We start from the raw sequence: 12,845 nt of genomic DNA, 5'->3' as shown, positions 1-12,845 counted from the left end.
AGGTACGGGGCTTGCCCCGTACAGCACACCCGGCGAAGCCCGTGCGGGGGTCAGTTCCGCACCTGCGCCACGCCGCTCAGGACGCGTCCAGCACCTTGCGCAGGAACGGCACGGTGATGCGCCGCTTGGCGGCCAGCGACTCGCGGTCGAGCCGATCCAGCAGCAACACCAGCCCGCCCAGGTCGCGGCCTGTGCGGGTGAGCAGCCAGTCGATGGCCGCCTCGTCCAGCGCCAGTCCGCGCCGGATCGCGCGCTCGCGCAGTACGGCGCCGCGCCCGTCGTCGTCCAGCGCGTCCAGCACGATCCGCCCGCACTGCGAGAGCCGCGAGCGCAGGTCGGGCAGCACCAGCCCCAGCGCGTCGGGTGCGGCCGTGGCGGTATAGAGCAGGGTCACACCGGCGGTGCGCGCGCGGTTGTGGAAATCGAACAGCGCTACTTCATCGTCGCGCTGGCCGGCGATGGCATCCAGCCCATCAAGCGCGACCACGTCGCGCCCTTCCAGTGCTTCCAGCGCGTCGCGCAGGCGCCCGGCGGCGGCCTGCAGCGGCAGATAGGCCGAGCCGCGCCCGGCCTGCTCGGCGGCAGCGCAGACGGCCAGCGCCAGATGCGTCTTGCCACTCCCCGCGGGGCCGACCAGGTAGATCCAGTCGCGGCTGCCGCCGGTGGCGGCGGCGCGCAACTGCGCCAACGCCCCGTCCGGGGCGCCGATGAAACTCTCCAATCGCTGGTCCGGCGGATAGCGCAGGGCCAGCGGCAACTGCGGCACGCTCACTTCGGTTCAACGTCCTTCGGCACGATGCCCATGCCCGGCGCGGGCTCACCGCTGGACTGCAGCACGATGGTCGTGCCATGCCCGGCATACAGCTCGCTCTGCCGGTAACGCTCGTGCGCATAGCGCAGCAGCACGTTGATCACCGCCGCCGCCGGCAGCGCCAGCAGCATGCCGAGGAAGCCGAACAGCTGGCCGCCGGCCATCACCGCGAAGATCACCGCCACCGGGTGCAGGCCGATCTTGTCGCCGACGATACGCGGAGTGAGCACGTAGCTCTCCAGCAACTGGCCGACGACGAACACCACGCCGACCAGCGCCAGCAGCTTCACGTCGAAGCCCTGAGCCTGCACCAGCGCCGCCAGCACCGCCAGCACCACGCCGGTGGTGGCGCCCAGGTAGGGGATGAAGCTGATCAGCCCGGCGACCAGGCCGATCAACAGGCCGAGGTTGAGCCCCACCACGGAGAGGCCGACCGCATACACCACGCCCAGCGCGATCATCACCGCGATCTGCCCGCGGATGAAGGCGCCGAGCACGTCGTTGGATTCGCGCGCCAGCCGCGACACGATCTCGATGTGGTTGCGCGGGATCATCGAAGCAACGCGCTCGACCAGACGGTCCCAGTCGCGCAGGAAGTAGTAGGCCAGGATCGGCAGCAGCGCCAGGTTCACCACCCAGGCCACCATCGCGAAACCCGAGCGCGACAGATAGCCGAACAGCGTGGTCGCCGCGCCGCCGGCCTGCTGCCAGTGCGCGCGCACCCACTCGAACAGGCGCTCGGGCTCCAGCCAGCCGAGGATCTCCACGCCGGTGCGCTGCTCGATCCACGGCAGCGCCGTGCCCATCAGCCACTCCTGCGCCTGCGGCAGCGCGGCCACGAGGGTGACGATCTGGCGCTGGATCATCGGCACCAGGATCAGCAGCGCCAGTGCCAGCAGCAGGATCATCAGCGCGAACACCAGGATCACCGCCGTATTGCGCGAGCGGCCCCGCGCTTCCAGCCGGTCCACCAGCGGATCGCCCAGCCAGGCCAGCATCAGCGCGACCACGAACGGCGTCAGGATCGGCGCCAGCAGCCACACCACCCACAGCGCGAAAGCGCCCAGCACCGTCCATTTCAGGCGGCGCAGGAACAGCGCGATCTCGGCATCGGCGGTACCGCTCATCGGACGCGGTACTCGGCCGGGGAGGACGCAGGCGCGCCCTCGGTGGACGGCGCCACCGGCTGCAGCGCGGCGTCGGCGCCGAGCATGCGGTTCAGGCCCTGCAGGCCGCTCATCAGCTCCAGGTCCAGCTCCAGGCGGTCGCCAGAGGCCTGCACCGGCACGATCGAACGCACCACCGCCACCGACTGCAGGGTCGCGGCCACGCGCAGGTAGTCGGCCGCAGTGCGGATGCCGCTGACGCGGATGCGATAGGTGCCGGCCGCGCCGGCCACCGGCGCCTTGGCATAGCGCTTGACCAGCGCATCGGCCGCGCCGTCGGCGCCGCCGGCCATCGCGCGGCGGGCATCGCCGTCGCGGGTGCTCCACTTGGCCAGTTCGCGGCCATCGTCGACGAACACCCAGTCGGCCATCCAGCCGCCGCCACTGGCGCGGTACAGCTTGCCGACCAGCTGCATGGGTGGCGCATAGCGCGCCGACGCGCGGGCGATGGCGGCGGTGTCCTGGCGCCAGATCGCGCCGACCAGCGCCTGTTCGGCCGCGCCGCCGCCGGGGAGGCCGAGGCGGAAGCCACGTTCGATGGCGCGGTCCAGCAACGGACGGGCCGCGTTCGACTGCTGCACGCCGACCAGGCGCGGACCGCTGCCGTCGTCGATCGCCATCCACACCACCGGCTTGGGCCGCGGCTGCGGCCATATCGGCAGGCCCAGCGCCGCGACCAGCCCATCCACGTCGTCCTGGCGGAACCGCGCCACCAGCATGGTGCGGAAACTCGGCGCGCCGGCGGCCGACGTGCTCTGGTCCTGGCGATAGTCATAGCTTTCGACCATGTCCCTGGCGCTGCGCAGCGCCTGCGCCACGCCCGGGCGGGTCATCGCGCTGCGGTCGCCGGACAGCTTGGCCAGCACCGCGCCCAGCGCGCGCGCCAGGGCGCCGTTGCGGTCGGCGTCGCTCTGGCTGTTGACCGGCACTTCGGCCTCGTAGGGGTTCTGCGCGCTGGCCACGTCACCCTCGGTGCGCACGCCAGACTGCGCAAACGCCGCCGTGACGGACAGGCAGAGCGACAGAAACAGGAAAAAAGCCAGGCTGCGACGCATTGAGGGTTCCATTGCTCGACGGTTCCGGTGGGAATTGTTGCCCGAATGCGGCCTTGGCGCCAACGTGGCCTGTTAAAATCGCCCGTTCACCCCGCCAGTGCAGCCGCCCGTGACCACTTCCCCGACCTCCGCCAACTCTCCCCTGACCTACCGTGACGCCGGCGTGGACATCGACGCGGGCAACGAACTGGTCGAGCGCATCAAGCCGCTGGTCAAGCGCAGCTTCCGTCCCGAGGTGATGGGCGGGCTGGGCGGCTTCGGCGCGCTGTTCGACCTGTCGGGCAAGTACCGCGAGCCGGTGCTGGTCTCGGGCACCGACGGCGTGGGCACCAAGCTCAAGCTGGCCCAGCAGCTCGGCCGCCACGACACCATCGGCATCGATCTGGTCGCCATGTGCGTGAACGACGTGCTGGTACAGGGCGCCGAGCCGCTGTTCTTCCTGGATTACTTCGCCACCGGCAAGCTGGACATCGATACCGCCGCGGCGGTGGTCGGCGGCATCGCCAACGGCTGCACCGAGGCTGGCTGCGCGCTGATCGGCGGCGAGACCGCCGAGATGCCGGACATGTACGCACCGGGCGAATACGACCTGGCTGGCTTCACCGTGGCCGCGGTGGAGAAGAGCGAGCTGAAGGATGGTTCCAGCGTGCGCGAAGGCGACGTGCTGATCGGCATCGCCTCCTCCGGCCCGCATTCCAATGGCTACTCGCTGGTGCGCCGCATCTACGACCGCGCCGGCCAGCCGGCAGACCTGGTGCTGGAAGACGGCGTGAAGCTGGTGGACGCGCTGATGGCGCCGACCCGTCTGTACGTCAAGCCGATCCTGTCGCTGCTGAAGGAACACGGCGCCGCCATCCACGGCATGGCCCACATCACCGGCGGCGGCCTGACCGAGAACATCATCCGCGTCGTGCCCGACGGCCTGGGCCTGGACATCGATGCCGCCAGCTGGACCCTGCCGCCGGTGTTCCAGTGGCTGCAGCGCGAGGGCAACGTCGCCGACAACGAAATGTGGCGCACCTTCAACTGCGGCATCGGCTTCGTGCTGCTGGTGCCGGCCGACCAGGTCGCCGCCATCGACGCCTCGCTCGATGCGCTGCAGCTGGCGCATTGGCAGATCGGCAAGGTCGTTGCGGCCGACGGCGGCGAGCGCGTCCGCATCGGCTGATCCTCCGCCCCATGTCCCCCGCCAAGAAGGCCGCGTTCATCGGCGTGCTCGCCGTGTTCCTGCTCACGTGGATCAAACCGCTGTGGCCGCTGGAACAGGCCCTGCACAGTTCGCTGACCGTCGCCGGACTTGCGGCACTGTGGTGGGTGGACCGGCGCTGGCCGCTGGGCGACGGCGCCTTCGCCGCGGCCTGCGGATTCATCGCCCTGCACTGCATCGGTGCGCGCTGGCTGTATTCCAACGTGCCGTACGAGGCGTGGCTGCAGGGGCTGACCGGCTGGTCGCCCGGCGCGGCCTTCGGCTGGCAGCGCAACCATTTCGACCGGCTGATCCACTTCCTCTATGGCGCCTGTTTCGCCCCGGCGCTGGCCCAGCTGGCGCGCCATGCCTGGCCGGCGCTGCGCGGCGGGCAGGCGTTCGCCCTGGCGGTGATGGCGGTCATGTGCTCCAGCCTGGTCTACGAATGGCTGGAATGGGGCATCGCCCTGGCGCTGTCGCCTGAAGCCGCCGAGGCCTACAACGGCCAGCAGGGCGATATCTGGGACGCGCATGCCGACATGCTGCTGGCCACGATCGGCAGCCTGCTGGCGTGGCCGCTGGCCAGGCGGGCCTCCCGATGAGCGCACCGGCCCGCATCGCCGTGCTCGCCTCCGGGCGTGGCAGCAACCTGCAATGCCTGCTGGACGGCATCGCCGATGGGCAACTGCATGCGCGCATCGCCGGCGTGTTCTCCGACAAGCCCGGTGCCGCGGCACTGGACAAGGTCGCCCCGGCGCAGCGCTGGGCGCGCGCCCCCCGGGACTTCGCCGACCGCGAGGCCTTCGACACCGCGCTCGGCGACGCGGTGACCGCCTGCGCGCCGGACTGGATCGTCTGCGCCGGTTACATGCGCATCCTCGGCGCCGGCTTCGTGCAGCGCTTCGCCGGCCGCCTGGTCAACATCCATCCGTCGCTGCTGCCGCTGCACAAGGGCCTGCACACCCATGCCCGCGCCCTCGAGGCCGGCGACGCGGAACATGGCGCCAGCGTCCATTTCGTCGTGCCGGAGCTGGACGCCGGTACGGTGATCGCCCAGGCGCGGGTGCCGGTGCTGGCCGGCGACAGCGCCGACACCCTGGCCGCGCGGGTACTGGCGGTCGAGCACCCGCTCCTGCTGGCGACGGTCCGCCTGCTCATCGAAGGCCGCGTAGCTGAACGGGACGGCACGGTCCTGCTCGATGGTCAGTCCCTGTTTAGTCCGCTGCGCCTAGATTCCGCCGGAACGCTGCACCCCTGATCCGCACATGCCGCTGATGCGCAGGCTGGCATGATCCACATTCCACCGGCCTTTATCCGAGCATGACGACCGCCTTCCTCAAACCGATGCTGCTGGCAGGCCTGCTGACCGCCCTGCCGGTCCTGGCCCAGGAAGCGGCGCCCGCCGGCGCAGCGGCCTTGCCGCCGGCAGAGTGGGATCCGCCGGCACTGGAGCCGTTCGTCGCCACCTACCAGGCCTTCTACAAGGGCAAGGAAGCCGGCGACGCGACCATGCGCGTGGTCCACAACGACGGCGCCCGCTGGCGCGTGGACATGGCCGTGCGTGGCCGCCGCGGCTTCGCCGGCGTGCTCGGACTGAACCTGGAGCAGAGCACGGTCTTCGACAACGAAGGCGCGGTGTATGTGCCCTTGAGCCAGAGCACGGTGAAAAAGGCGCTGTTCCTCGGCAGGAAGGTCACCGGCGTCTACAACTGGGGCGAAGGCACCGCACAGTGGCAGGGCGACCTGAAGAAGGAGCGGCAGCAGCCCATCCCGCTGCAGCGCGGTGACCAGAGCGCGCTGCTGCTCAACCTGTCGCTGATGCGCGACGCCCGCCCCGGCCAGCCGCTGCGCTACCGCTACGTGGATGTGGGCCGGGTGCGCCAGTACGAGTACCAGGCCGCCACCGCCACCGAGACCGTGCAGGTCGGCGACCTCAGCTACGACGCGCTGCGCGTCTACCGCACCAATGGCGGCAACGACGAAACCATCCTGTGGATCGCCAACGGCGTGCCCACCCCCGTGCGCATCCTGCAGCGCGAGGATGGCGAGGACGCCATCGACCTGCGCCTGACCGAATACCAAGGAGCCTGAGCATGAAATCCTTCCTGCGCCCCCTTCCGCTGGCTGCAGCGGCCTTCGCGGCCCTGGCCAGCCTGCCCGCCTTCGCCGTACAGCCCTTCACCGCCAACTACCAGGCCAGCTACATGGGCCTGCAGGCCAACGGCGTGATGACCCTGGCCGCGGAGAACGGCGGCAAGTGGCGCTATACGCTGCAGGTCAAGAACCAGTTGGCCGAATTGAGCCAGAGCACGTTGTTCGACGAGCAGAACGGCCAGCTGCGCCCGCTGAGCAGCCACGACGCCTCGGTGATTCCGTTCAAGCGCCGCGCGGTTGATGCGCGCTACGACTGGGGCAGCAACCAGGCTACCTGGAGCGGCGACGCGAAACCGGAACGGCGCGGACCGGTCGCACTGCAGAGCGGCGACATGGACGGCCTGCTGATCAACCTCGCCATCGCCCGCGACGTCGCCGCCGGCAGGCCGCTCAACTACAGGATGGTGGATGACGGCCGGGCCAAGACGCTCTCCTACCGCGTCGTCGGCAAGGAAACCATGACCGTCGACGGCAAGACCGTGGAAACGACCAAGGTCTCGCGCGTGGACGGCAACAAGGAACAGATCGCCTGGATCGCGCCCGGCATGCCGGTGCCGGTACGCCTGCTGCAGCGCGAGGGCGGCAAGGACGCGCTGGACCTGACGATCAAGTCGCTGCGCTGACCTGTAGATACGGGGCTTGCCCCGTACGGACCTTCCCCGGCAATCCCACGCGGGGCAAGCCCCGCATCAATGGTTCCTGCGAAAGCAGAAAAACGAAAAGGCCGCCCGGAGGCGGCCTTTTCGTTGCGCATCGCGGCAGGTCTTACTTGACCAGCTTGGCGATGGCGGCGCCCAGATCGCCCGGCGAACGGACGGTGACGACGCCAGCGGCCTCCATCGCGGCGAACTTGCCTTCCGCGGTGCCCTTGCCGCCCGAAGCGATCGCACCGGCGTGGCCCATGCGCTTGCCGGCCGGAGCCGAGGCGCCCGCGATGAAGCCGACGACCGGCTTCTTCACGTGGGCCTTGATGTATTCCGCACCGGCTTCCTCGGCGTCGCCGCCGATTTCGCCGACCATGATGATGCCTTCGGTCTGCGGGTCTTCGTTGAACAGCTTCAGGCAGTCGACGAAGTTCAGGCCGTTGATCGGGTCGCCGCCGATGCCGATGCAGGTGGACTGGCCCAGGCCGACTTCGGTGGTCTGCTTGACCGCTTCATAGGTCAGGGTGCCCGAACGCGACACGATGCCGATCTTGCCCGGCTTGTGGATGTGGCCCGGCATGATGCCGATCTTGCACTCGCCCGGGGTGATCACGCCGGGGCAGTTCGGCCCGATCAGCACGGTATCCGGGTGCGAGCTCTTCAGCACGTTGTCCACGCGCAGCATGTCCAGCACCGGGATGCCTTCGGTGATGCACACGATGACCTTGATGCCGGCAGCTGCGGCTTCCAGGATCGCGTCGGCCGCGAACGGCGGCGGCACGTAGATGACCGACGCGTTGGCGCCGGTGGACTGCACGGCGTCGGCCACGGTGTTGAACACCGGCAGGTCGATGTGGGTGGTGCCGCCCTTGCCCGGGGTGACACCGCCGACAACCTGGGTGCCGTACTCGATCATCTGGGTGGCGTGGAAGGTGCCCTGCTGGCCGGTGAAGCCCTGCACGATCACCTTCGTATTCTTGTTAATCAAAACGGACATTCGTTTGAGTCCTCTGAATCTCTTGCTGTTTATCGGCTTCGGAACCACGTGATGTTCCGCCAGGCGAAACATCACTCAGGCATGCCTCCATATCCCCCACATCGCCGCTTCGCGGCGATGTCGCCCCCTTGACTCAAGGGGGCTGGAGAAGCGCAGCCCGGTGCCCCGAAACAGGGAATGATCAGGCGGCGGCGTTCTTGACCGCTTCAACGACCTTCTTGGCGCCGTCGTTGATGTTGTCGGCCGGGATGATGGCCATGCCGCTGTCGCGCAGCAGCTGCTTGCCTTCTTCCACGTTGGTGCCTTCCAGGCGCACCACGACCGGAACCTTGACGCCCACTTCCTTGACCGCGGCGATGATGCCCTCGGCGATCATGTCGCAGCGGACGATGCCGCCGAAGATGTTGACGAAGATGCCTTCGACCTTGTCCGAGGACAGGATCAGCTTGAACGCCTCGATCACGCGCTGCTTGTTCGCGCCGCCGCCCACGTCCAGGAAGTTCGCCGGCTCGCCGCCGTTGAGCTTGATGACGTCCATGGTGGCCATGGCCAGGCCGGCGCCGTTCACCATGCAGCCGATGTTGCCGTCCATGGTGACGTAGTTGATGTCCAGCTCCGAAGCGGTGACTTCGGTCTCGTCTTCCTGCGACTTGTCGCGCATGGCGACCAGTTCCTTGTGGCGGAAGCTGGCGTTGTCGTCGCTGTTGAACTTGCCGTCCAGCGCGTACAGGTTGCCGTCGTCCAGGATCGCCAGCGGGTTGATTTCAACCAGCGCCAGGTCCTTTTCGTTGAAGATGCGGTACAGGTTCACCATGATGTTGGCGAACTGGCCGGCCTGCTTGGCGGTCAGGCCCATCTTGAAGCCGATGTCGCGGCCGTGGTAACCCTGCACGCCCTCGACGAAATCCACGTTCAGGGTGTGGATCTTGTCCGGGGTCTCGGCGGCGACCTGCTCGATCTCCATGCCGCCTTCCGAGGAAGCGATGAAGCTGATGGTGCGGGTGCCACGATCGACCAGCACCGACAGGTACAGTTCCTTGACGATCTCACCGGCGGTGGTCACCAGCACCAGATTGATCGGCAGCTCGACGCCGGCGGTCTGGTAGGTCGCCATCTTGGTGCCAAGCATCTTGGCCGCGGCAGCCTTCACGTCTTCGACGGTCTTGCAGAACTTGACGCCGCCGGCCTTGCCGCGGCCGCCTGCGTGGATCTGCGCCTTGACCATCCAGGGGCCCTGGCCCAGCGACTGGGCAACGGCGACCGCCTCGTCCGGGGTAGCCGCGACCTTGCCGGCCGGGACGGGGATGCCGTACTCGGCAAGCAGTTGTTTTGCCTGGTATTCGTGGAAATTCATGTGTCACCGTGGGAATGGGAACAACCGCCACGAGTCCACAGGGCCATCGGATGGCCTTCCTGCAGGGCGGGCGGGCCCACCATTGTCGCCGACCGCGGCCCGTGGCGCAAAAAAAACGCCAGGAGCGGCTTTTTGACATCGCTTGCCGATGGCCCGCAGGGTTCCCACCAGGGATGGCGGGAACAAAGAAAGGCATCCCGGGACGCATGCAGGGAGCGGAATCGGACGCCATTTCAGGCACTTGCCGGCCGCGGGCATGGCAACCGCCTTCGGCCCGCGACGCCCCCCGCCCGCACCTATACTCGGTCCTGCCGCCCGCCGCCGGAGCCCTGCGCTTGCCTTCCCGTTCCTCGCTGATCGACCGCATCGAATCGATACCACGGCGCGAGCTCTATTTCTTCGCGCTGTACCGGGTGCTGATCGCCAGCCTGATCGCGGCACTGGTGTTCAGCCCACTCAGCGCGCTGATGAGCGAGGCGCATCATCCCCTGTTGGCGCGCGCAGTCTGCGTCGGCTACCTGCCGGTCGCGCTGGGCCTGCTGGTTTGGGGCCGCAACGAGCGCTGGCTGCAGCCGCTGGTGTTCTGGGGCGCGATGACCGACATCCTCGCCGCCACCCTGCTCACCCATGCCCTGCCCGGCGCCAGCGCCGGCATCTCGATGACCCTGCTGTTCAACATCTCCGCCGCGGCCATGCTGCTGCCGCTGTCGCGCGGCATGCTGGTGGCGGTGGTGGCCAGCATCGCCACCGTGGCCGAGTTCGGCTGGCGCGAACTCGAGGGCGGCGAGAGCACCCGCACGCTGGCCGAACTGGCGATGTTCATCACCAGCTACCTCGCCCTGGCCTGGATCAGCTACCAGATCGGCAACCGCGCCCGCCGCAACCAGCAGCTCGCCGAGCGACGCGGCGCCGAGGTCGCCAACCTGTTCGAGATCAACGAGCTGATCATCCGCCGCATGCGCACCGGCGTGCTGGTGGTCGATGGCAGCGGCCGCATCGCCCTGGCCAACGAGGCCGCCGCCGCCTTGCTCGGCGAAGCCGGCGACGGGCTGGCCGGCGGCGAGGCGCGGCTGGGACAGGTCGCGCCGGAGCTGGCCCGGCGCCTGCAGCGCTGGCGCGCCGATTCGACCGGGGAGGAGTTGCCGCTGCAGCTGGCCAATGGCCAGGCCGAAGTACAACCGCGCTTCGCCCGCCTGCTGGCCGACAGCGACCAGACCCTGCTGTTCCTGGACGACACCAGCGTGGTCTCGCGCCGCGCCGAGTCGCTGACCCTGTCCACCCTCGGCCGATTCTCGGCCAGCCTCGCCCACGAGATCCGCAACCCGTTGGCGGCGATCAACTACGCCACCCAGCTGCTGGAGGAATCCAGCGACCTGGGCGATGCCGACCGGCGCCTGCTGCAGATCATCCACCAGCAGTGCCAGCGCACCAACGGCATCGTCGAGAGCGTGCTGGCGCTGGCCCGCCGCGAGCGCGCCAGCCCGGAGAACCTGGACCTGGCCAGTTTCGTGCGCCGCTTCGTGCTGGAGTACCGGCAGACCCTGTCCACCGAGACCGACGACGTGGAATCCATCATCCGCGAATCCTCGGTGCCGGCGCTGATGGACCCGCGCCACCTGCACCAGGTACTGACCGCGCTGGTGCACAACGCGCTCAAGTACGGGCGCATGGGCGACGAGCCGGCGCGGGTGCGGATCCGCGTCGCCTCGTCCGGCCGCCATGCGGTGGTCGACGTGATCGATCGTGGCCCGGGCATCCCGGAGGCGGTGGCCACGCAGCTGTTCCGGCCGTTCTACACAACCTCCGAACACGGTACCGGGCTGGGCCTGTACATCGCCCAGGAGCTGTGCCGCGCCAGCCAGGCGCAGCTGGAATACATCCCGGTACCGACCCGCGGCGCCTGCTTCCGCATCGTCATGGCCGCGCCGCACGGTGCCTTCGCCGCCTGACATCCGAGGACAGGACGAACGCCGGAGATGACGTCCAGCGTCGGACTCGGCTATCGTTTTCAACATGAACGTGACGCATAGCGCGCTCGTCGTCGACGACGAACGGGACATCCGCGAACTCCTGGTCCTCACCCTGGGCAGGATGGGACTGCGCATCAGCACCGCCGCCAACCTGGCCGAAGCGCGTGAACTGCTGGCCAGCAACAGCTTCGACCTGTGTCTGACCGACATGCGCCTGCCCGACGGCAACGGCATCGAGCTGGTCACCGAGATCGCCCGCGACCATCCGCGCACGCCGGTGGCCATGATCACCGCCTTCGGCAGCATGGACCTGGCGGTGGAGGCCCTGAAGGCCGGCGCCTTCGACTTCGTCAGCAAGCCGGTGGACATCGGTGTTCTGCGCGGCATGGTCAAGCACGCGCTGGAGCTCAACAACAGCGAGCGCGCCGCGCCGTCCGCGCCGCCGGAAAGCGCTTCGCGCCTGCTCGGCGACTCGCAGGCGATGGCCGAACTGCGCACCACCATCGCCAAGGTCGCGCGCAGCCAGGCGCCGGTGTATATCGTCGGCGAATCGGGCGTCGGCAAGGAGCTGGTCGCGCGCACCATCCACGACCAGGGCGGGCGCGCGGCCGGACCGTTCATCCCGGTCAACTGCGGCGCCATTCCCGGCGAGCTGATGGAGAGCGAGTTCTTCGGCCACAAGAAGGGCAGCTTCACTGGCGCGCATGCCGACAAGCCGGGGCTGTTCCAGGCCGCCCATGGCGGCACCCTGTTCCTGGACGAAGTGGCCGAACTGCCGCTGCAGATGCAGGTCAAGCTGCTGCGCGCGATCCAGGAAAAATCCGTGCGCCCGGTCGGCTCGGCCACCGAAGTACCGGTGGACGTGCGCATCCTCTCGGCCACGCACAAGGACCTGGCCGTACTGGTGCAGGACGGTCGTTTCCGCCACGACCTGTACTACCGCATCAACGTGATCGAACTGCGCGTGCCGCCGCTGCGCGAACGCCGCGGCGACCTGCCGCAGCTGGCCGCGGCCATCCTCAGCCGCCTGGCCCGCTCGCAGCAGCTGCCCACGCCGCTGCTCTCGCCCTCTGCGCTGGATGCCCTGGCCGGCTACGCCTTCCCCGGCAACGTGCGCGAACTGGAGAACGTGCTGGAACGCGCGCTCGCCCTGGCCGATGGCGACAGCATCGGCGCCAGCGACCTGCGCCTGCCGGCGCCGCGCACCGATGCGTCCATGGCCACCGAAGAAGCGGTGGCCGACATCGAAGCCGGCAACGCCGCCCTTCCCTCCTATATCGAACAGATGGAACGCGCGGCCATCCAGAAAGCGCTGGAAGAAAACCGCTGGAACCGGACCCGCACCGCCGCGCAGTTGGGCATCACCTTCCGGGCGCTGCGCTACAAGCTCAAGAAACTGGGGATGGACTGACCCGCCTTCTCCCTCGCGGGAGGAGACGCAGAAGGGTAGAAGGTCCCTCTACGGGGAGCCAGAGCGAGGTAGAACACGACGCCACGCGTGAGGCAGG

12 protein-coding genes are annotated in these 12,845 nt (G+C 68.8%); 7 read left to right on the top strand and 5 right to left on the bottom strand.

Features of this window, described 5'->3' with window-relative positions:
* Window positions 1-76: 76 nt before the first annotated feature.
* The 3 genes from hda to AC1DGW_RS09275 are packed head-to-tail and all read right to left on the bottom strand — an operon-like array spanning window position 77 to window position 3,044.
* Window positions 77-772, bottom strand: coding sequence for a DnaA regulatory inactivator Hda (gene hda / locus AC1DGW_RS09285; protein ID WP_478022033.1), 696 nt, complete (start codon window positions 770-772; stop codon window positions 77-79).
* A complete protein-coding gene (locus tag AC1DGW_RS09280) occupies window positions 769-1,938 on the bottom strand; it encodes an AI-2E family transporter (RefSeq protein WP_478022031.1) in 1,170 nt (389 codons plus the stop codon). Before AC1DGW_RS09280 ends, hda begins: the two co-directional genes overlap by 4 nt.
* Window positions 1,935-3,044: a DUF2066 domain-containing protein gene (locus tag AC1DGW_RS09275; RefSeq protein WP_478022028.1), complete on the bottom strand. Its 1,110-nt coding sequence runs from the start codon at window positions 3,042-3,044 to the stop codon at window positions 1,935-1,937. The genes AC1DGW_RS09280 and AC1DGW_RS09275 overlap by 4 nt, the downstream gene beginning before the upstream one ends.
* A 130-nt stretch (window positions 3,045-3,174) precedes the next feature.
* Here AC1DGW_RS09275 and purM point away from each other — a divergent pair, with 130 nt between their 5' ends.
* The 5 genes from purM to AC1DGW_RS09250 all read left to right on the top strand — a co-directional run bounded on the left by purM (window position 3,175) and on the right by AC1DGW_RS09250 (window position 6,995).
* Window positions 3,175-4,200 carry a phosphoribosylformylglycinamidine cyclo-ligase gene (gene purM / locus AC1DGW_RS09270; protein WP_478022220.1) on the top strand — a complete coding sequence of 342 codons (1,026 nt, stop codon included), beginning with the start codon at window positions 3,175-3,177 and terminating at the stop codon, window positions 4,198-4,200.
* An 11-nt stretch (window positions 4,201-4,211) separates the two neighbouring features.
* Complete coding sequence (locus AC1DGW_RS09265) at window positions 4,212-4,820, top strand: DUF2238 domain-containing protein (RefSeq protein WP_478022024.1); 609 nt, start codon at window positions 4,212-4,214, stop codon at window positions 4,818-4,820.
* Entirely contained in the window at window positions 4,817-5,476 is a 660-nt protein-coding gene (gene purN, locus AC1DGW_RS09260) for a phosphoribosylglycinamide formyltransferase (protein WP_478022021.1), read from the top strand. The genes AC1DGW_RS09265 and purN overlap by 4 nt, the downstream gene beginning before the upstream one ends.
* 86 nt (window positions 5,477-5,562) lie before the next feature.
* Window positions 5,563-6,309 (top strand): DUF3108 domain-containing protein, encoded by a 747-nt coding sequence (locus AC1DGW_RS09255; RefSeq protein ID WP_478022218.1) that lies wholly within the window; start codon window positions 5,563-5,565, stop codon window positions 6,307-6,309.
* A 2-nt stretch (window positions 6,310-6,311) separates the two neighbouring features.
* Window positions 6,312-6,995 (top strand): DUF3108 domain-containing protein, encoded by a 684-nt coding sequence (locus AC1DGW_RS09250; protein ID WP_478022019.1) that lies wholly within the window; start codon window positions 6,312-6,314, stop codon window positions 6,993-6,995.
* A gap of 142 nt (window positions 6,996-7,137) precedes the next feature.
* Here AC1DGW_RS09250 and sucD read toward each other — a convergent pair whose 3' ends face one another.
* Together sucD and sucC are read right to left on the bottom strand one after the other, a co-directional pair.
* Window positions 7,138-8,013, bottom strand: coding sequence for a succinate--CoA ligase subunit alpha (gene sucD / locus AC1DGW_RS09245; protein ID WP_478022016.1), 876 nt, complete (start codon window positions 8,011-8,013; stop codon window positions 7,138-7,140).
* Window positions 8,014-8,194: 181 nt separating this feature from the next.
* Window positions 8,195-9,367 (bottom strand): ADP-forming succinate--CoA ligase subunit beta, encoded by a 1,173-nt coding sequence (gene sucC, locus AC1DGW_RS09240; RefSeq protein WP_054667218.1) that lies wholly within the window; start codon window positions 9,365-9,367, stop codon window positions 8,195-8,197.
* A 335-nt stretch (window positions 9,368-9,702) separates the two neighbouring features.
* On the opposite strand from sucC, the gene AC1DGW_RS09235 reads away from it, so the two are divergent.
* Window positions 9,703-11,316, top strand: coding sequence for a sensor histidine kinase (locus AC1DGW_RS09235; protein WP_478022010.1), 1,614 nt, complete (start codon window positions 9,703-9,705; stop codon window positions 11,314-11,316).
* Window positions 11,317-11,380: 64 nt separating this feature from the next.
* Window positions 11,381-12,748: a sigma-54-dependent transcriptional regulator gene (locus AC1DGW_RS09230; protein WP_478022006.1), complete on the top strand. Its 1,368-nt coding sequence runs from the start codon at window positions 11,381-11,383 to the stop codon at window positions 12,746-12,748.
* The last annotated feature ends 97 nt before the right edge of the window (window positions 12,749-12,845 follow it).

This window comes from Stenotrophomonas sp. 05N423 (assembly GCF_056397145.1).
This window is presented reverse-complemented; position numbering and strand designations above follow the sequence as displayed.

Coding starts and splice junctions, on each gene's coding strand:
- AC1DGW_RS09280 (WP_478022031.1), bottom strand. CDS start 1,938: ATGAGCGGTACCGCCGATGCCGAGATCGCGCTGTTCCTGCGCCGCCTG.
- AC1DGW_RS09275 (WP_478022028.1), bottom strand. CDS start 3,044: ATGGAACCCTCAATGCGTCGCAGCCTGGCTTTTTTCCTGTTTCTGTCG.
- AC1DGW_RS09265 (WP_478022024.1), top strand. CDS start 4,212: ATGTCCCCCGCCAAGAAGGCCGCGTTCATCGGCGTGCTCGCCGTGTTC.
- purN (WP_478022021.1), top strand. CDS start 4,817: ATGAGCGCACCGGCCCGCATCGCCGTGCTCGCCTCCGGGCGTGGCAGC.
- AC1DGW_RS09255 (WP_478022218.1), top strand. CDS start 5,563: ATGCTGCTGGCAGGCCTGCTGACCGCCCTGCCGGTCCTGGCCCAGGAA.
- AC1DGW_RS09250 (WP_478022019.1), top strand. CDS start 6,312: ATGAAATCCTTCCTGCGCCCCCTTCCGCTGGCTGCAGCGGCCTTCGCG.
- sucD (WP_478022016.1), bottom strand. CDS start 8,013: ATGTCCGTTTTGATTAACAAGAATACGAAGGTGATCGTGCAGGGCTTC.
- sucC (WP_054667218.1), bottom strand. CDS start 9,367: ATGAATTTCCACGAATACCAGGCAAAACAACTGCTTGCCGAGTACGGC.
- AC1DGW_RS09230 (WP_478022006.1), top strand. CDS start 11,381: ATGAACGTGACGCATAGCGCGCTCGTCGTCGACGACGAACGGGACATC.